The 19,666-nt window shown below is 40.8% G+C and carries 21 protein-coding genes; 7 read left to right on the top strand and 14 right to left on the bottom strand.

The features are described 5' to 3' along the window. Positions 1–9 precede the first annotated feature (9 nt). From lipB to ASE55_RS15485, 5 genes are all read left to right on the top strand, one after another. Entirely contained in the window at positions 10–738 is a 729-nt protein-coding gene (lipB, locus tag ASE55_RS15505; RefSeq protein WP_056221633.1) for a lipoyl(octanoyl) transferase LipB, read from the top strand. A 207-nt stretch (positions 739–945) separates the two neighbouring features. Then, positions 946–1,578, top strand: coding sequence for an NAD(P)H-dependent oxidoreductase (locus ASE55_RS15500; RefSeq protein ID WP_056221630.1), 633 nt, complete (start codon positions 946–948; stop codon positions 1,576–1,578). Between the two features lie 23 nt (positions 1,579–1,601). Further along, complete coding sequence (locus ASE55_RS15495) at positions 1,602–2,039, top strand: MarR family winged helix-turn-helix transcriptional regulator (protein ID WP_056221626.1); 438 nt, start codon at positions 1,602–1,604, stop codon at positions 2,037–2,039. Continuing rightward, positions 2,036–2,458: an organic hydroperoxide resistance protein gene (locus ASE55_RS15490; protein WP_056221621.1), complete on the top strand. Its 423-nt coding sequence runs from the start codon at positions 2,036–2,038 to the stop codon at positions 2,456–2,458. The genes ASE55_RS15495 and ASE55_RS15490 overlap by 4 nt, the downstream gene beginning before the upstream one ends. A gap of 210 nt (positions 2,459–2,668) precedes the next feature. Beyond that, a complete protein-coding gene (locus ASE55_RS15485) occupies positions 2,669–3,304 on the top strand; it encodes a hypothetical protein (RefSeq protein WP_056221618.1) in 636 nt (211 codons plus the stop codon). 8 nt (positions 3,305–3,312) lie between these two features. On the opposite strand, the gene ASE55_RS15480 is transcribed toward ASE55_RS15485, so the two are convergent. The 9 genes from ASE55_RS15480 to ASE55_RS15440 all read right to left on the bottom strand — a co-directional run bounded on the left by ASE55_RS15480 (position 3,313) and on the right by ASE55_RS15440 (position 12,742). After that, positions 3,313–3,939, bottom strand: coding sequence for a peptide deformylase (locus ASE55_RS15480; protein ID WP_056221615.1), 627 nt, complete (start codon positions 3,937–3,939; stop codon positions 3,313–3,315). Positions 3,940–4,117: 178 nt separating this feature from the next. Next, entirely contained in the window at positions 4,118–4,990 is an 873-nt protein-coding gene (locus ASE55_RS15475) for a ChaN family lipoprotein (protein WP_056221611.1), read from the bottom strand. A 145-nt stretch (positions 4,991–5,135) separates the two neighbouring features. Continuing rightward, entirely contained in the window at positions 5,136–6,164 is a 1,029-nt protein-coding gene (locus ASE55_RS15470) for a hemin-degrading factor (protein WP_056221609.1), read from the bottom strand. Between the two features lie 4 nt (positions 6,165–6,168). Further along, entirely contained in the window at positions 6,169–6,819 is a 651-nt protein-coding gene (locus ASE55_RS15465) for a class I SAM-dependent methyltransferase (protein ID WP_056221606.1), read from the bottom strand. 1 nt (position 6,820) lies between these two features. Continuing rightward, on the bottom strand, positions 6,821–7,591 hold the full coding sequence (locus tag ASE55_RS15460) for a heme ABC transporter ATP-binding protein (RefSeq protein ID WP_056221603.1): 771 nt from the start codon (positions 7,589–7,591) through the stop codon (positions 6,821–6,823). Then, positions 7,588–8,631, bottom strand: a complete 1,044-nt coding sequence (locus ASE55_RS15455; protein ID WP_056221600.1) for a FecCD family ABC transporter permease — start codon at positions 8,629–8,631, stop codon at positions 7,588–7,590. Before ASE55_RS15455 ends, ASE55_RS15460 begins: the two co-directional genes overlap by 4 nt. Continuing rightward, complete coding sequence (locus tag ASE55_RS15450) at positions 8,615–9,493, bottom strand: hemin ABC transporter substrate-binding protein (protein WP_056221597.1); 879 nt, start codon at positions 9,491–9,493, stop codon at positions 8,615–8,617. The genes ASE55_RS15455 and ASE55_RS15450 overlap by 17 nt, the downstream gene beginning before the upstream one ends. Positions 9,494–9,515: 22 nt before the next feature. Further along, entirely contained in the window at positions 9,516–10,631 is a 1,116-nt protein-coding gene (locus ASE55_RS15445; RefSeq protein ID WP_056221594.1) for an HmuY family protein, read from the bottom strand. Positions 10,632–10,639: 8 nt separating this feature from the next. Then, positions 10,640–12,742: a TonB-dependent receptor plug domain-containing protein gene (locus ASE55_RS15440; protein WP_056221591.1), complete on the bottom strand. Its 2,103-nt coding sequence runs from the start codon at positions 12,740–12,742 to the stop codon at positions 10,640–10,642. Positions 12,743–12,837: 95 nt separating this feature from the next. On the opposite strand from ASE55_RS15440, the gene ASE55_RS15435 reads away from it, so the two are divergent. Together ASE55_RS15435 and ASE55_RS15430 are read left to right on the top strand one after the other, a co-directional pair. Continuing rightward, positions 12,838–13,620, top strand: a complete 783-nt coding sequence (locus ASE55_RS15435; RefSeq protein ID WP_056221588.1) for a T9SS-dependent choice-of-anchor J family protein — start codon at positions 12,838–12,840, stop codon at positions 13,618–13,620. 196 nt (positions 13,621–13,816) lie between these two features. Beyond that, positions 13,817–15,124: a T9SS type A sorting domain-containing protein gene (locus ASE55_RS15430; protein WP_056221584.1), complete on the top strand. Its 1,308-nt coding sequence runs from the start codon at positions 13,817–13,819 to the stop codon at positions 15,122–15,124. Between the two features lie 124 nt (positions 15,125–15,248). Here ASE55_RS15430 and ASE55_RS15425 read toward each other — a convergent pair whose 3' ends face one another. From ASE55_RS15425 to ASE55_RS15405, 5 genes are all read right to left on the bottom strand, one after another. Then, complete coding sequence (locus tag ASE55_RS15425) at positions 15,249–15,539, bottom strand: putative quinol monooxygenase (RefSeq protein WP_056221581.1); 291 nt, start codon at positions 15,537–15,539, stop codon at positions 15,249–15,251. Between the two features lie 91 nt (positions 15,540–15,630). Then, complete coding sequence (locus ASE55_RS15420) at positions 15,631–16,515, bottom strand: sulfite exporter TauE/SafE family protein (protein WP_056221579.1); 885 nt, start codon at positions 16,513–16,515, stop codon at positions 15,631–15,633. Positions 16,516–16,629: 114 nt separating this feature from the next. Further along, entirely contained in the window at positions 16,630–17,871 is a 1,242-nt protein-coding gene (locus ASE55_RS15415; protein ID WP_056221576.1) for a sulfate adenylyltransferase subunit 1, read from the bottom strand. 120 nt (positions 17,872–17,991) lie between these two features. Beyond that, positions 17,992–18,900 (bottom strand): sulfate adenylyltransferase subunit CysD, encoded by a 909-nt coding sequence (cysD, locus tag ASE55_RS15410; RefSeq protein WP_056221572.1) that lies wholly within the window; start codon positions 18,898–18,900, stop codon positions 17,992–17,994. Positions 18,901–18,917: 17 nt separating this feature from the next. Next, on the bottom strand, positions 18,918–19,610 hold the full coding sequence (locus ASE55_RS15405) for a phosphoadenylyl-sulfate reductase (protein ID WP_056221570.1): 693 nt from the start codon (positions 19,608–19,610) through the stop codon (positions 18,918–18,920). Positions 19,611–19,666: the final 56 nt, after the last annotated feature.

The following is a 19,666-nucleotide window of genomic DNA, read 5'->3' as shown; positions in this document are numbered from 1 at the left end:
AACAATGGAATGAACACACATCAAAATAAAGCCGTAGCATTTGAAGATCTGGGGATAAAAGAATATCAGCCCGCCTGGGATTACCAGGAACAGCTGATGAAAAATATCATCGATACCAAAATCAAAAACCGCGATTTACCTGCAGAAGAGCATATCATCACACCCAATCATTTTCTTTTGGTAGAGCATCCTCACGTCTATACACTGGGGAAAAGCGGGCATGAAGAAAATATGCTGGCCGGGATGGAACAGCTCAAAGAAATTGATGCGACTTTTGTAAAGGTCAACCGTGGCGGTGATATTACCTATCACGGATACGGACAGATTGTGGGCTACCCTATCTTGGATCTTGAAAATTTTTTCACGGACATTCACAAATACATGAGGAACCTGGAAGAAGTCATCATCAGGACCATTGCTGATTACGGTTTGAAGGGAGAGCGTTCACCAGGAGAAACCGGTGTCTGGCTGGATGTGGGAAAACCGTATGCCAGAAAAATCTGTGCGATGGGCGTAAAAGCTTCCCGCTGGGTTACTTTGCATGGTTTTGCATTAAACATCAATACCGACATGCGTTATTTTGAATACATCATTCCGTGCGGGATTAAAGACAAACAGGTGACTTCTTTAAAGAGAGAGCTGGAAAGGGAACTGACTTCCGAAGAAATGGAAGATATCAAAGCGAAGATCAGGAAAAATTTTGCGGAAGTTTTTGAAGCGGATTTACAATTTAAATAAGACATTCTGATTAAATACAGTAATTCAGTATGTTACAAACGATAATCATTATATTAAACCTCGCTTTAAGCGGGGTTTTAACATTTTGCATCATGACAACATCAATGATCTTAACATTACTTTAAATAAATTTAACACAATTAAATTGTACACAATTTAATTTGGCAATATATTTGCAATTAAGAATTCAATTAAAATTTATATCAAATGTCATTAATAGAAGACCTGAACTGGAGACATGCCGTAAAAGCATATGACCCGACGAAAAAAGTATCTGAAGAAGATCTGAATAAAATTTTAGAATCGGCAAGACTGGCCCCTACTTCATCCGGGTTACAGCCGTTCCGTGTTATTGTGGTGGAAAACCAGGAATTAAAGGAAAAAATGATTCGTGGGGCACTTAATCCTGAAGTGATGAGAGACTGTTCACATGTTTTGGTTTTTGCAGCCTGGGACAGCTATTCTGACGAGAAAATTGATAAAGTATATGATCTTCATACGGATGTAAGAGATTTGCCGAGAGGAAGATTCTCAAGTTATACCGATAAGATCAAAGAACTGTATGGAGCACAGACGCCCGAAGAACATTTTGCCCATACCGCAAGACAGACGTATATTGCATTAGGCCTTGCCATGGCTCAGGCAGCTGAACTGAAAATTGATACAACGCCTGCAGAAGGTTTCAGCAATGAAGTGGTTGACGAAATTTTAGAATTGGGTGAACTGGGACTGAAAAGTGTTTCCCTGTTGTATATCGGATATAAAGATGCCGAAAACGACTGGCTTTCCCACATGAAGAAAGTACGGATCTCAATGGAAGAATTTGTCATCAGAAAATAATTTTCACCTCATTTTTTTGAATTATGGAACATCAGAACCCGCCCAGATTAGGAAACCAGCTCTGTTTCCCGCTGTATGTCATTTCAAAAGAAATGACCGGACTCTACCGGCCTTTTCTTGACGAACTTGATATTACCTATCCTCAGTATCTGGTGATGATGGTGTTATGGGAAAATGACGGACTGACCGTTAACCAGATTGGTGAAAAACTGTATCTCGACAGCGGTACCCTCACTCCCCTTCTGAAAAGGCTGGAAAGCAAGCATTTCATTACAAGGCAGAGAAAAAAAGAAGATGAAAGGGTGGTTGAAGTATTTCTGTCCGAAACCGGAACCCTGCTGAAACAGAAAGCCTGTGAAATCCCACGAAAAATCCAGGAGAAACTTAACCTTACAGAGAATGACCTGGCAGAACTGAAAGAAACCGTTCAAAAAATATTAAACAAAATAGAAAATAAATGAAAACCTTATATACAACTAAAGTAACAGCAACAGGCGGCAGAAACGGCCATGTAAAAAGTGAAAACGGAGTTTTAGACCTTGAAGTAAGAATGCCGAAAGGATTAGGCGGCGCCAATGATGATTTCACCAACCCTGAAATGCTCTTCGCCGCAGGATATTCTGCCTGCTTTGACAGTGCATTGAACCTGGTCATCAGTAAATCTAAAATTAAAACCGGAGAAACTTCAGTTGCTGCAAAAGTAAGCATCGGGCAGAATGAAGACGGTGGTTTTGGCCTGGCTGCAGAACTGGACGTGAATATTCCGGGAGTTTCCATCGAAGACGCACAGGAATTGACAGAAAAAGCCCATCAGATCTGCCCGTATTCCAATGCGACGAGAAATAATATTGAAGTGAAGCTTTCGGTAACGAACAACTAAGATTTTTTCTCTTAAAATCATATAAATCTGTTTCTTTTAGAAGCAGATTTTTTTGTTAAAATAAAGTATGATTTACGCTGTTATTAACCGGAAGTTTTTAAAGCGTATACGAAAGTACAGATAAAATGTTTCATGTGTACAGATCAAAAAATATTAATTGACAGGTATAATTTCATATTTTTGATACTGAAAAATTAAAATATAAGCATCATGAAACAACTCTTCAGCCTGATTTTACTGTTTAGCATCCTGTTTTCATATGGGCAGAACTATCCCTTTGCCACAGCATTTGCCGGCGGAAAAGTTATCCTTAAAGATTCATCTGAACTGGACGGACAAATAAAATGGTATCCGAGCCAGAATGATAAATTAAGTTTCAGAACTGATGAAAACAAAAAACCTGTTAAATATACGCCTGATGAGATCGCAGGTTTTTCTTCTGAGGATCTGAAGTTTGTTCCTTTGCATCATTTTACAGCCTTTGCAGACAATTACGCGTTAATAGGCACTCCTACAAAAATCGAAAGCACGTTCGGACAGGTGATTTCAGAAGGAAAATTCAATATTTATCTCACTTCAATACGGGGATATAATGCAGTAGCAAGAACGGCAGAAGATTACCTGAATTTTGTATTCCAGGATTCTGCCGATCCTGAAAAGAAACTATATGCTTATCCGTATCTGATCAGAATGAAGGATAAGAAATATGAAAAAGCAAAAGAAAACCTGTACATACTTTTTAAGGATTACCCTGAAATTACCGAAATGATAAAGCAATTTAAAAAAGAAGGGAGTTTTTTGAAAATTATTGAAATGATTGAGAATATCGATAAAAATAAATCTTAGGTTTATTATCATTTCAGAGAATCACTCCTCTTATAGGCATCCACTTTAATATATTCACTGCTTCCCTCCTTTTCTTTTTTATCTGAAATCAGAATACCGTACAGATGGTCAATTTCATGCTGGAAAATAACGGCTGTAAACCCTTCCACAATTTCAGCGTGCTTCTGCCCTTTCAGATCAGTATATTCGAGCTGAATCACCTGGCTGCGGTAAAACAGGTCTCTGAAATCGGGAATTGACAGGTCTCCTTCCGGACCGAGGTTCTGCAGTTCAGACTTCCAGATAATCACAGGGTTGATGAAATATTCCAAAGGCTCTCCTTCTTTATCAAAACGCTGGACCCAGATGACTTTTCGGTTGATTCCGACCTGTGGCGCGGCAATCCCCACACCGCCGTCTGTTGAAAGAAGGGATTCTTTCATTCTGTTCACCAGTATCTCCGTATGCTTATCAAGCGGATCAATATCCTGTGAAAGACTTAACAACGTCTGATGCTGATGTGCTTCGGTGGTCTGATAAACAGGCAGTGCCGATGTTATATCACCCTGATTAATTAAAGAAATTTCAGCTGAAGTCAGTTTTTGGGCATTAATGAAACCGATAAAAAACAGGAAGAGTAAGGAAAGTTTTTTCATTTGTTAAAATCTCAATCAAAGATAAAAGATGTTTTTATGTTTTTGGCTAAATCAATTTAAATTATTTCCATTAAAAACGGGCCGGAGCTCGTTCCTAAGAATATATTCTTTATCTGTCTTCTTCTGCTGGTAAGCAAGCTGCGCCTGTTTTTAAATCTAATTATCAGTGGAAAGAGTTTTAATACGTCTTCGTCATATCAGCCGGGATTACCAGATTAAAATCGGTTGGCTTATACTCTTTCTCCGGGATTTTCAGTTCAGGATCTTCCGACTCGAAAACAGAAATCACCGCCATCTTCAGGGTTGGGTTTTTCTGCCTGATATACCAGTAAATGCCGCCGAATTCTTTGCTGTGGTAGTTTCCGTTGTAGTGGATAAAGGTCTTGCCGGACTGAAAATTTTTCAGAATAGATTCTGCCATAGTAGCATCTTTGATTGCCTGTGCAGCGATAAAATTCATTGTTTTGGTCCCATCGGCATGATCGCCCATCATGGCTTTCATTTCAGGATAACCGGGGGTTTCCAATGTTACTTGTACCGGCAGCTGAGCCATATAGGACTTGTCTTTTTCAGGAAGGCTATTGAGGGATTGCAATCCTTCTTTTGCCGTCTGGGAAGCATATCTTCTCGGGACATTGGTCGCGATAAAATTTAGTTTTTTAGCTTTGGCGAAATCTACCAACGGCTTGTAATCGGTTGAAAAATTATTCCATAAGCGTGCTGAATCCTTCAGCTTTTTGGTGTCAAAATTCCCGTTGAGGTATTGGTTTAACTGTGGCTGATTGTCCCTTTCGAACATTTCTGCTCCTAAAATTAGCTGTCCGTTTTTCTTCTGATACAGACCTTCCGTAATTTTCAGCTGAAGCCAGTGGTTGATAGAGCTGTTGTGGTTTTCACCGAAGAAGACCACATCATAATCTGCCAGTTCGCTGATGAGTTTATCCGTTTTAATTTCCTTCCCTTTCCCGGTATAAAACTGATAGGCTTTGAAATCCTGCGCATGTAATGAACAGAAAGCAACAAACAGTATTGTTATTAAAATATTCTTCATTTTATTTTATCTTTTAGTTTAACCGTAATTTTTTCATTCAGAATGACTTCACAGGTAATCAATAAAGATGATCCCGACCTCAAAATTAAATAAAAAAGCCGCCCTGTAAAAACAAAACGGCCTTAATAAAAAAACGATCTAACTATTATTTTTCCAACCCGGCTACCAGGTCTTTCCATTCCTGCAGCTCAGGGATTCCCGGTTTTCTTTTTCCGAAGAACTGAACGATGAAGTCGCCTTCGTTATTAAATACTTCAATAGCGGTTACCTCTCCGTCTTCAGTCGGTTTTTTCACGATCCATGCTTCAGCAATTTTTGTTACATCCAGGTGTAAGTTGAAATCCGGGTCCATTACGTTGAACCACTGCTGATGCCAAAGTGTCTTCTTCACATTTCCCGTGTGGATCTGGATAATCCCTCTGTTTCCTACAAAAATCATGATCGGAAGCTCTTTTTCAGAAGCATCTTCCAATACGTTCACCACTTTTGAATTGTCAATCTTTTTGGCAAAACCTTCGGGAGCAAGCCTTAAAGCCTGTGTTCTGCTCACCCCGAATTTCCTGGTCATCATGAAAAAGTCGTGGGTATCTTTTAAAGAAGTCCATGCCTGCTGGAATCCTTCAACATCAATCTCAGCATCTGCTTTTTCAGGCGCTTTAGGAGCTACCGTTTCAAATTCGAAAGCTTGGTTCTGGTCTTCTGCCCTGAATTTCTCCACAGCTGCATCGAAAGCCGCTTCATTACTGTCCTTTGTGAGATAAATCTTGTGCAGGGCCAGTCCGTCTTTCCCAAAGAACTGAAGGCTTTTCTTATCACCTTCTGCCACGGCGAAAACAAATTTCCAGTGGTTCAGGAAAATTCTCAGGTCAATATCTTCCCCTACGAAAAGCTGTGCATGCGGGCTGCTGAAATCACCGTTCCGGTAGATCCCTTTCCTTTCATGAACACACTCGTCATTACGGGTAAGCGCCATTACTTTTCCCAACTGTTCTGCTTCCGTTAAAATATCCTGAAATTCCGGTCTGAGTACCGTTACGCCTTCGCCAATGCTTGTGGCCAGTAATTCTGCCTCGCTTACGCCAAGTTCTGCCGCTGCATTCCTGATTCTCATATGCGGGTTTTCAGCTTTAAGAGCTTCCCATTTTTCTTTTAATTCATTTACTAATGTGCTCATTATTTTATTTTTTTATGGTTAGAATTGTATAATTTCTTGTTATGGTTTCGTTTCCTGTTTTGCTTTTCACCTGTTCTTCCTTTTCAGAGATTTTCATTCTCTTAAATTGGCTCCGGGATACCGTTTCCTCCATTTCAGAGGTTGTATAAAGGGTAAAATCAAACTGAGTAAAAGGCAGTTTTTCCATGAATCCTCTCTGCCCGAAAGTCAGGACAAAAGTTCCGTTGTCTTTCAGCACCCTGTACACTTCGTTCAGATACTGTACGGGCTCGCTCCAGAAATACACGGTGTTCACCGTAAATATTTTGTCGAAAGTCTTATCCGTAAAAGGCAGCTTCCTGCCTTCATACCATACAAAATCCACCTGATCTTCATATTCCCTGTTTAATCTTCCGGCTTCATGATGCATGGTTTCGGAAATATCAATCCCTGTATATCTTAAATTTGCGGCTTTTTTTATGATGTGTTTAACATGCGCTGCATTACCGTGGCCAATTTCCAGGATTGCTTCGTTGTCTTCTATCAAAAGCGCGTTAATACTTTCAATGGTCATCCCGATATTGGTCTCATGCATCATCGCTGCGATTTCAATTCCTTTTTCACCCTGTGGATCGGCTAAATGCTGTGCCAGTTTTTTTAAATCTTCTTTATCCATTTTATCCAAAAATAATCATCGGGTTATGAGTAATCGGGTGCTCGCAGATGGTGCATGGAAAATTATAGGCACTGCTGATATTTTCAGCGGTGAATACTTCTTCCGGCGTCCCGAAGGCGGCAACTTTTCCTGATTTCATTAATAAAATTTTATCTGCGTACTGTGCGGCTAAGTTCAGGTCATGAAGCACCACAATGGCAGAATTGGCTTTTTTGGTAAACTTCCTGATGATTTCCAGTGCTTTGTACTGGTGTTTTACATCCAGGTTGTTCAGGGGTTCATCCAGAAAAAGAAGTTTGTGGTCAATTCCGTTCTGCAGCTGGGCCAGAACCCTGGACAGGTGTACCCGCTGTTTTTCTCCGCCCGACAGCGTGTTGTATTCTCTTTCTTTTAAATGGAAAACATCTGTTTCGTACATCATGTTGTTCATGGCTTCGTGATCTTCCTGCCTCGGCTGCGCCTCAAAATACGGATAACGCCCCATCATCACGACATCTTTTACTTCCAGCGGAATATCATTGCTGTTGTGCTGGGAAAATTTTGCCTTGTGTTTAGACAGTTCCCTGACTTCCCAGTCGTTGATGTTTTTATTTTTAAACAGAATTTTCTGATCTGATTTTACCTCATTGGCAAGAATGCTCAGCAGGCTGGATTTTCCGGCTCCGTTCGGTCCTACAATGGCTAAAAACTCACCGTATTCCAGTGAAACGTCAATTCCGTCCAGGATATGGAATTCTTTATGCCGGTAACTGATCTGATGGGCCCTGATCATGCCAGTGATTTTTTGGATTTAACTAATATTGCTATAAAAATCGGTCCTCCCATTAATGCCGTCAGGATCCCGATCGGCAGTTCTGAAGGCTGTACAATGCTTCTGCTGAATGTATCTGCCGTCAACAGTAAAATGCTTCCGCAGACTGCCGACAGAGGCAGGATGAATGCATAGTTTGATTTAAAAAGAAGCCTTAAAATGTACGGTACGATAAGTCCCACAAAACCGATGGTTCCTGAAAATGCAACGCAGGTCCCGATCATCAGGGCAGTCATAATAATGATCTGCTTTTTTAACTTTTCTACATTGATCCCCAGATGCTGTGCATCTTTTTCGCCCAGCATCATGGCATTCAGCGCTTTTCCTTTTGGCAGCAGCATGCTGTATGAAATCACCAGAACAATGGCCAGGATAATGTTTTTCGTCCAGGTTGCCGCTGCAAGGCTTCCTAAATTCCAGAACGTTAAGTCTCTCAACTGTTCGTCTTTTGAAATATAGATCAGGAATCCTGTAATTGAAAATCCGATGGCCGTAATGGCAACACCCGTCAGCAACATCATCACTACATTGGTTTTTCCGCCGCTTGTGGAAATCCTGTACACCAGAAGCATGGATAGAAGGGAACCGATAAATGCCGAAATCCCCACCAGTGAAAACTGTACGGCTTCGGGAAGGTACTGCTGAAAATGCCCGCCTAAAACAATGGCAATTGCTGCAAGCAGTGTGGCTCCCGAAGTAAGCCCTATCAGGTCTCCCGTTGCCAGGGGATTTTTAAATAACCCCTGCAGGCTGGTCCCTGAAACGGCGAGCATGCTCCCGATCAGGACCGCCATGATAATCCTGGCCGCCCGCACATCCCAGACTACATATTTATCACTTAATGACAGATCCGGATCCTGCTGTATCAGTTTTCCCAATACATCAAAAGCAGATTTCCCGCCGAAGTCATAAACCCCGGTATTCAGTGACCATACTGCCAGCAAGACAAGCAGCAGGACACTTATGATCATATAAAAATATAATTTACTTGGTGTTTTCAATTAAAAGCTTGTTTAATCCTACAGCAGCTTCTCCCAGTCTTGGCCCGAAACCGGAAACCAAGCCTCCGTCCATAGCAATGATTTTCCTGTTTTTACCGGCATTGATTTGCGAAACACCCGGCATTTTCAGTGCACCCTCGTTTCCGCCCGCTCCTTCAAGCCCGCTGGTGAAGAAGAACAGGACATCCGGATTTGCTTTTACGACTGCTTCCGGGGTTAACGGTTTGAAATCTTCAAAATCATTCACGGCATTTTCACCGCCGGCCAGTTCAATTAATGAAGCCATCGGCGTATTTTTACCTGATACCATCAGCATCGGCCCTCTGGCGTAGATAAACAGCACTTTCGGTTTTTTAGCAATCGGCTGAACCTGTTTTAAATCGGCATCAATTTTATCATTAAGTTTCTGGTACTCTGTATTCCCGACTGCCTTGGCTACGTCAGCAATTAATTTTTTAGTCCCGTCAACGGTAAATTCCTGCTTGAAGACTTCAGTTTTGATGCCTGAAGATTTGATTTTCCCCATCAGTTCAGGGTTAATGTCTTTATCAGAAGCTAAAATCAGCGTCGGGCTCACCGCCATGATCGGCTCAATGGTCATAGATCTCACATGCCCCAGGTCTTTCGCCGTTGCTTTCAGAGATCCCGGATAGGTACTGGTAACATCGGTTCCCACAATTTCCTTCTCATGGCCTAAAGCAGCTACGATTTCCGTAATCCCGCCGTTAAGCGTTACGATTTTATTGCTCGATTTCGGGGTTTCCGAACTGATTTCCGTATTGGTTCCGGTCTTGGCATTTTGTTCTTTTTTACAAGAGTACACGGCAGCCAGCACAGAAACGGCAAGAATTATTTTCTTCATGATCTACTTTTATTTGATTTATTTATAAGGGTTGGAATTCAAAGTTCGGATAACCGCGTACCCCATCTTTGGTCATGGCGTTAAACCTTATCTTATAATAAAAGCCTTCAGCATCCTTAAGAACAAAAAATCTGTCGCTGTAAGTTTGAGGGCCGTTTACTCCTGTAGTTGTCCGCCATTTATCGCCCAAAGCTCTATGGTCATTAAAAATAAATCTGGATGATTCGATATCACTTAATTTAAAATCTCCATAAACCTGGTCTAGTGTTTTTCCGGCAGGAATATCAATCTGATAAGCTCCTACTCCGCTGATCATATTGGTAATAATAAAATCTGCATAGAAATAGCTTCCCGCACTTTGTTGCGGAGCAGTAAATACCTCATTGGTAAATGTTGTAAATGCAATATCCCAATTGTCTTTTTGAGGCTGAATCTGAGCTGGCTGGCCTTTTTCAAGACTGAAAAAATTAAAGTTATAGTCAGTATTCTTAGTAATTATCTGTTCCTGATATTGATTATCATTCAAATTGGCATATCTTAAACGGTATCCGTTACCGGATCTTAGGATCTGAATTTTTTTCCATCCTCTTGAATCTCCTGTCAATGATACGGACCCATTAGCCGCCGTAGCTGTAGATAATGCTTTTCCCATATTTACCAAGTAGACTGCATTATCAATGTCATCTGCTTTTATTTCCGTAATTCCTGTAGTCTGGGTTAAAAAATTACCATCAGGATTATCAATATATGCAAGATTGCTAGCCGTAAATGTACCCACCTGCACAGCAGCCATCAATCCTGATACATCAACAGATTTTACAGCATTGATATTTGTGACATTTGGTATTTTTGCTACAGCCATTGCTATGGATCCGTTGATAACCACACGAAACTCATCACCGTTATAAAATGCTAAATCCCAATCGGTTCTCTGATTAGTCTTTTGTCTGGGTTCTTTAGTCACAGGATCGATATCACTTAAATCAATCCACACCTGATTGGGCTGATTAGCCCCTCCCACCATTGGTTTTGATGTTGCACCGGTCATCGAAGGTACGGATACTGGTTCTTCATCTGCTGAAAAACAAGATTGTACAGCAATGATAAGAAGTAGAGATAATATTTTTAAATGTTTCATATTGTTTATTAAAATTGATACATTAATCTTGCAAAATAGCTTCTGCCATAATATAAGTTGAGACGGTCTGTTGCTGCATTATGCCCTGTTGCCGTATTGTTAGTACTGTTGATAGTAGTTACATCAAATATATTTTTAACCCCCAATGAAAGTTCCAGACGGTCTTTCCAGAATGGCTGGCTTACAATGAAGTCCATTATATGGAAACCGTCTGTTTTTGCCAGACGGAAAGCCTCATTTTCAATTATATATATCCTTGCCGGTCCTGTATATTTATAATATAGATTGAATGCCGTACGGGATCCTGTTATCTTATAGCCTGCATTTGCTCCTGCCTGAAAATTATACTGAAAATCCTCCGGAGTTCTAACATCCATTTCCTGCTTGGAAACAGAAATCCCATTTAAGGATGTTCTTACACCAATTGAAAACTGATCTTTCATCACATTTGCATTTGCTCCGAATAATAGACTTCTGTAATTATCCAGATTCATATATTTATAGGTAGAAGGACGTACAATCATTACATTTTCAATCTTATCACTCAAGTCTACATATAGAGCTTCAAGGTTATAATTGAATTTCCATCCGTTGCCTAATGAAAATCCCTGATCCCAGAAAAGTCCTGCAGAATACCCGGTTTCAGGCTTAAGATCAGGATTGCCCTGTATATCGTGGTTTACATTTACAAAATAAGTAAACAATTCATCATAGGTGGGATAACGGTTTGCTGTACCGAAAACACCTCTAATATTGGAGTTCTCAGAAGTCTTATATCTTGCAGAAAGTGAATAGTTAAACTGATTATCGAATCTGTTGCTTACGGAAAGCCTTGTCCCGGGCCTAAGAGAGAACTTATCTGAAATATTCCATTCCGCAGAAAGGAAAGTACCGTAAGTGAAAATTTTCCTTGAGATGTTGTTTCCGTTAAATTCACCCGCTATCAGAGCTGCATAACCGTCTGTATGATCAAGCTCATAACCCAGCTGAAAATCAAATTTTTTACTGTCTAAAAAGTTACTGAACATACCTCTGGAATATATCACATCTGTCTTATAATAGGACTGCTCATTATAATTCGGGTCTTTTACCCTGTTGGGAATATCATAATTATAATCGTAAAATTCCCGGTTCTGGTTCTGATAGGAAAAATCTCCCATATAGCGGATTTGTCCTAATTGGGTTTGAATATTAAACTGGTGAATCCAGCGTTCAGTATTATAATTCCTGTCAAGACTCTTATAAACCACTCCGCCCATACCATCGTTTAAAGGAATCCTGTCAACTTTCGGATTATAATAATTGAATGTTTCGTTCAAATAAGAGGCTTTGTAGAAGAATGACGTTTTATTTTTAGCATATTTTATCAGCGCGTTGGCTTCATACTGATCTTTAGGATTCCATTCATAGCCCCGTAAATTATTCTGCTGAAAATATTTATACCCTTCTTTGGTACCCTCATAACCCATGAACTGATTATGGTTGAAACTAATATTGGTAAACCAGTTGTCATTAAAATTATAGGCTGCATTAAGGTTCTGAATGTGTCTTCCTTGTCCTTTTTTTCTAAGATTGTATTTGTCCCGTACCGTTTCTTCCTGTAAGCTTGTCCTTATGCTTAATTTTTTGGAACTGCTTTTTTTAGTAATGATATTGATCACTCCAGCTAAAGCACCGTTCCCGTATTCCACTCCCATACTGCCTTTTACAATTTCAATCCTTTCAATATTTGTCAGGCTGAGTTTCGTAAGATCAATATTGCTTCCTAATCCGGTATCTCCTACTACAGGAATATTATCGATCAGGATTTTAACATACTGGCCTCCCAGTCCCAAAATATTAGCCGTTGAATTTCCTGAATTGGTATCAGGTGTAATCTGTATATTTAAAGATTGATTCAATACTTCAGCAACATTCGTTACGGCCATATTTTTAATCTGCTGTGCATCTATGACTTCAACCTTATAAATGGACTTATTTATAGACTGCTGTGTAAATTGCCCGGTAAGAACAACCTCTTCTATTTTACTCTGATTAAGAGAATCTTTATCCTGTGCATTTATCCATAAAACAACGGATAATGACAGGATGGAGAGCACTTTCTTCTTCATAGATGCAAAAAATTTCGACAAATATAATGTTTTATTTAGAACAATTAAAAATAATTAATTAATTTTGTAGAATAATTCTAAATAAAAATAACGTTATGAAATTAAGACTACTTTTAGGAACTTTACTGTTAACAGCCATGTCAGCACATGCACAAATGGAATCTATCAATGAAAATTTTGAGTCTTTCAATGCCGGCGCCAATAATCCATTACCTCAAAATGGGTGGACCAGTGTCCTCGCCGGACAACGGATGTATCCGGATGCTGCAAATGGCAACAAATACTTACAGGCTTATACATTTTTTACACCTAATGTTCCTTTCTACGCTATTACTCCACAGATTACTGCTCCAACAGGTACTAAGACTTTATCCTTTAAGGTAGCACAGACAACAGGTTCAGGCGGATCAGGTTCAGTACAGGTAGGACTTGTTTCCAGCAATACCGATATGTCAACATTTACTCCGATCGGTACAGCGGTTACGGTTTCTTCTGTTGCACCACAGACTTTAACCTATACAATACCTGCGTCTACATTCCAGTATATTGCTTTCAGATTCATAGGAAGTGTTGCACACGCTGCGATTCTTATTGATGATGTTGTATATTCAGCTTCCCCCAGCCTTGCTGTTATCGACGCATCAAAAACAAAAGATAACGCTCAGTTTGCCGTAAATGCTGAAAATACAGCCTTAGAATTTATAGCCAAGAAAGATCCTAAGAATATTCAGGTTTATGCAGCCGGAGGTCAGAAAGTGGCCGAAGGCAAGCTTTCCGGAAGATCTTTTGATATCAGCACGCTTCAGACCGGTGTCTATTATATCCTTATCGAAAATGCTGAAGGTTCGGTAATAAAATCAAAATTCATTAAGAAATAATTGATCAGCACACATATTGTTGGCCGGCTTGTGATTTTCATAAGTCGGCTTTTTTTATCAAGAAAGACAACAATATCATTTACATTTTATCTGTAAAAAAATCAAACACGATAAAAATCATGTTTTTATTTAGAACAATTAAAAATAATTATATAGTTTTGTAGAATAATTCTAAATAACAATAATATTATACCCTATGAGAACAAAATTACTTTTAGCAGCCCTGTTTGCTGTCGGTATCCAACAGACTGCTTTGGCACAGGTTGACGCAAACGGCTACACCACTGTAAATATGACGATGGGCGCCAACTATCAGAACCGTGTGTTTTTTGATTTAAGTGCGAATAATACGGTCTCTCAGCCTGCCAACAGCTGGGATATTGCATTTTACAGGAATTCATCCATGAATTTCGGAACGAGAATCAATGACGCGCAGAACATAGAGGTATATCAGGCATCCAATAACCCGAATGACTGGAATGCCATTACGTCCAACAGTATTTCCGCCTACGGAGCTCCACTGTATAACCTTGACAATACAGCAACGATTCAGCAGGGTGCTTTTGAACAGGGAACCGCTGCTTACGGATGGGGAGAATACAATCCCGGAAACCACCATGTGGAAGGAAAAGTAATCTTCATTTTAAAATATGCTTCCGGAACTTACTATAAATTCATGATTGATGATTATTTCGGAGGCTATACTTTCAAATATGCCAAATGGAATGCCGCCAACAGTTCATGGGATGCCACGGTTTTCAAAACGATTGCCAACGGAAGCGATGATGCATATTTCAATTATTTTTCTTTTGCAACAGGTGATAAAGTAACCAATGCAGAGCCTGCCAAAGCCAACTGGGACCTTATGTTCACCCGGTACTGGACTGATTATTCGTATATTAATCCGGGTACGGGACAGCCCGCAACAATGAAGTACAGAATGGCAGGTGTGATCCAGAATACCAATATTACGGTAGCCAAAGTACAGCCCGAAACACAGGCAACAGCCACCTCAACGCTTCCTGCTTCTTCGGCATTTTCAAATAATATTACGGCTGTGGGACATAGCTGGAAACCTACGACCGGCATCTACAATGATGTAGTGTATTACATTAAGCAGGGTTCTGAGTACTACAGGATGTATTTCATTTCCAACGAAGGAAGCGGTACGGGAAATATGTACTTCAAGTATAAAAATATAACATCTTTCTTAGGCACCTATGATATAGCAGTCGGTAAGAAAGCATCATTCGGGATTTATCCGAATCCTGCAACGGCCGGTCAAAATGTGACAGTTTTGTTTGACAGTAAGGAAAAGCAGAACAGCAAAGGCAATGTAGAGGTGTATGACCTTTCCGGGAAAAAATTATATGCTGAAGAACTGACCAATCAGGCCGGTTTCTATAAACAGGATCTCAATATATCCCATCTTGCTTCAGGAACTTACCTGGTAAAAATCACTTTCGGCGGCCAGACAGAGACTAAAAAACTGATTGTGAAATAAAATCTGAACTTTAATACTTTCTATTTTTTCTATAAAGGCTGTTCACTAAGGTGGACAGCCTTTTTACTTTTTCTCCGGAACCACAAACGAAACTTTCCGCTTATCGGTTCCTGATCTATTTCTGCTATAAAATTTTAGACCCTTTATAAACCTGTGTGGAGCTTTCCAGTATTTTGGAAACATCCCTGCGGAAATCCAGCAGATGGTCCTGTCCGTTGTGGCGGTTCAGGTGCTCTTCGGTTTCCCACAGCTCCACCATAAAAAAAGTTCCCTTGGTCACTTTGTCTTCAATCAGGTCATATTGCAGACACCCTTCTTCTTTACGGGTTTCCCTTACCAAAGGCTGAAAAAGTTCCACCGCTTCCATCAGATAATTTTCATTAATCCTGAACAACGCGACAACATGTACGTTCATATTATTTTTTTAAGGATGTAAATGTAGAATATTTTCAAAACCAAAAATCTATTTCATCCCTGTATTTTTACAATAGACCGTAAATTAGATATTAAAGTACAGATTTATAAATCGTTATCGAGCTCATTACAATCACAAGAGTCCCGATTAAAATAAACATTCCCTTTACAGGAAGCTTTGCCGTGAGCATGGCAGAAAACGGTGCGGTAACAATGCCGCCGAGCAGCAGTCCAAGGATGATATTCCAGTGCTGGATTCCCAGCGTAAACATAAAGGTAACAGCGGCCGTGAAAGTTAAAATAAATTTGGCCACCGTAGAACTGCCGACGGCAAATCGCGGGGTAAAGGAATTTTTAATCAATGTTCCGGTCACCAGCGGACCCCATCCGCCTCCGGCAAAAGAATCGATAAAACCTCCGATCACCCCCAGCCTCGTCAGGTTGGTTTTCTTCTTCAGTTTTTTATCCTGCATCGTCTTAAATGCATTGGAAAGAATCTGAATGCCTAAGTATAAGGTATAAAAGGAAATGAGCGTTTTGGTTATTTTAGAATAATATTCCCCGAGATAGGTTAAAGACACTGCCCCGATTACTGCGCCGATTACGGCCGGTATTGCCAGCCTTTTCACCAGGCTCTTACTTACATTTTTTAATCTGATGTGGCTCAGGCTCCCCGCAGCTGTGGTAAAACTCTCTGCCGAATGGATGCTTGCGCTTACGGCATGCGGCGGAATATTCAGGAATAAAAGTGTTGTGGTGCAGATTACTCCGTAGCCCATCCCCATAGAACCTGCTACAACTTCAGCCAGTACCCCTACCAGCAGCATCCAGTAGAAAATATGGTTGTCCTTTGCCAGAACGGTGAACAGCTCATCCAGATACCCGAGCTGATACATGGATAAAACAACAATCAGCAATACCGCTGCCGTAATAAAAAACAGATTTAGCCTGAACTGAACTTTTTTAGAAATCACCATTGCGGTCTTATGTTATTTGAGGTTTTAAAAACAGCATGAAATTATACTGATCTTATAAATGAATATTAGTTTTGAGATCCTTTCCGGAGTTCTTAAGTATATAATGGATCCGGATTACAAAATCATGACTGCTCCTACAGTGGAATGGCTGGTCTCATCAATCAGAACCGCATTCCCCGTATTTTTATGGTCTTCAAAACGGTCAAAAACCAATGGAGAAGCTGTTTTAAGACGGATTTTCACCACTTCATTAAGTCCGATACTGTCTGAAACCGGGATCTTTTCCAGTGTATTGACATCAATTTTATATTCTATCTGCTTCACAACGGCTTTTAAGACCCTGCTTTTATGCTGGATAAAATATTTATTTCCTTCATTCAGGTTTTTGGTATCCAGCCAGCAGACCACAGCTTCAATTTCATTTTCAACCTTCGGAAGGCTTCCGGACTGTACTAAAAAATCGCCCCGGCTGATGTCAATATCATCTTCGGTGTGTAAAACGGCGGGCTGTCCGGCAAATACAGATTCTACTTCATGGCCTCCGGTTTCAATCTTTGAAATCCGGGTCTGGATATTTTGGGGAAGAACCGCAATAGTATCGCCTCTCCGGTAAATCCCTGAGATTACTTCTCCTGCATAACCTCTGTAATCATGCAGCTCATCAGTCTGCGGACGGATAACATACTGCACCTGGAATCTCGGGCTTTCAAAATCACGGCCTTCATGGATGTTGACATTTTCAAGAAAATCCAGCAGCACCTCACCTTTGTACCAAGGCATATTGCCCGACCTTTCCACAATGTGGTCACCGTGAAATGCCGAAATCGGGAAATAGCTGATCTGTTCCAGCCCCAGTTTCTTAGCTACCAGATCATACTGGGCCTTTATATCATTAAAAATCTCCTCAGAATAGTCTACCAGATCCATTTTATTCACCGCTACCACTATATGGGGAATCCGCAGTAAAGAAGCGATAATTGAATGCCTCCGGGTCTGCTCGATTACGCCCTGTCTTGCATCAATCAGGATGACCATCAGCTGTGAATTGGAAGCTCCGGTAACCATATTCCGGGTATACTGGATATGCCCCGGCGCATCAGCAATAATAAACTTCCTTCTCGGGGTGGAAAAATACCGGTAGGCAACATCAATGGTAATCCCCTGCTCACGCTCAGCCCGCAGCCCATCCGTTACAATGGCAAGGTCTATCCCGTTTTCATTCCTGTTTTTAGACTGTTTCTCCAGGGTTTCAAGCTGGTCGATCAATATATTTTTACTGTCATACAGAAGCCTTCCGATCAGGGTACTTTTTCCGTCGTCTACGCTTCCCGCAGTGATAAATCTTAATATGTCCATGTTTGTTTATTAATAATGAATAATTGGTAATGAGTATTTTTAAACCGCCTGTATTTTTCATCTTGAGCAAATGCAGTAAGTTTCGTATTACTTATTACCCATTGCCGATTACTTATTCCTTTAAAAATATCCTCCTTTTTTCCGGTCTTCCATGGCAGCTTCCGTTACCTTATCATCAATCCGGGTTTCCCCTCTTTCTGAAATCCTCGACGCTGTAATCTCGCTGACCACGTCATCCAATGTTGCCGCCGCACTTTCTACGGCAGCCGTGCAGGTCATGTCTCCGACCGTTCTGTACCGGACTTTTTTATTCATAACGGTATCATGCTCATCAATACGAATAAAATCTGAAACCGCAATCAGCTGGCCTTCAAATTCAATCACATCACGATCATGCGAAAAATAGATCGGAGGCAGTTGAATATTTTCCTTTTTGATATAATTCCACACATCAAGCTCTGTCCAGTTGGAAATCGGGAACACCCGCACATTTTCCCCTTTGCTGATTCTTCCGTTGTAGATATTCCAGAGTTCGGGGCGCTGCAGTTTCGGATCCCACTGCCCGAATTCGTCACGGACAGAGAAAAAACGCTCCTTAGCCCTTGCCTTTTCCTCATCCCTCCTCGCTCCGCCGATGCAGGCATCAAACCGGAATTCTTCAATCGTATCTAACAGGGTATGGGTCTGCAGCCAGTTTCTGGACGGAAATTTCCCTTTAGGCTCTGTCAGATTTCTGGCTTTGATGGTATCTTCCACTTTCCGTACAATCAGTTCCGCATTGATGTTTTCTGCTAAATAATCCCTGAAGGCAAGTGCTTCCGGAAAATTATGTCCTGTATCAATATGCACCAAAGGAAACGGGATTTTCATGGGTGAAAAGGCTTTGATGGCCAGATGAACCAGGGTTATGGAGTCTTTTCCGCCGCTGAAGAGCAGGGCCGGCTTTTCAAACTGTGCCGCCACCTCACGCATCATATAAATACTTTCTGCTTCCAGCTGATCCAGATAGTCTAGTTTATGGGTAATCATTATTTGAAATTTTAGAATTAATGGGTATGCAGTCCGCATTCTTTATGTGAATTTTCCCACCACCAGCGTCCGGCACGGGGATTTTCACCTTCGGTAACCGCTCTGGTACAGGGCTGGCATCCTACACTGATGAAACCTTCTTTATGCAGAGGCAATTCCTGTACATTGTGCTGTTTCAGGTAATCCAGAACCTCCTGATAGCTCCAGTGCAGCAGAGGATTGTATTTATACAGCTGACGTTCTTCATCCCATTCAATAACCGGCATACGCTCACGGTTCTCCGACTGTTCAGAACGCAGGCCTGTGATCCATATACCGGCGCGGGCAAGTGCTCTGTTTAAAGGTTTAACCTTCCGGATAAAACAACACTGCTTCCTGTTTTCTACAGATTGATAGAATGCGTTGATGCCTTTCTCATTAACATAGGTTTCCACATCTGAAGCATCAGGGAAATAAACTTCTGTTTTTACTTTATATCTTGAATTGTTCTGGGCGAGTAACTGATAATGCTCGTTGAAGAGCCTTCCCGTATCCAATGTGAAGACCTTTACAGGCAGGGATGCCCTGAAAATCATATCGGTAATTACCTGATCTTCCTGACCGAGTGAAGTGGAAAAAACAGCGCCTTCCGGGAATCTTAACGATACAAATCTAAGCCCCTCCTCTGCAGGAAGCTGTTCCAATATGGCTGCATCTTCTTTTGAAATCATAATTTATTCATTTGAAGTGATGCAAATATCTGACAAAATAATTAGCCTACCAAATG

Source organism: Chryseobacterium sp. Leaf201 (assembly GCF_001421435.1).
GTDB lineage: Bacteria > Bacteroidota > Bacteroidia > Flavobacteriales > Weeksellaceae > Chryseobacterium.
This window is presented reverse-complemented; position numbering and strand designations above follow the sequence as displayed.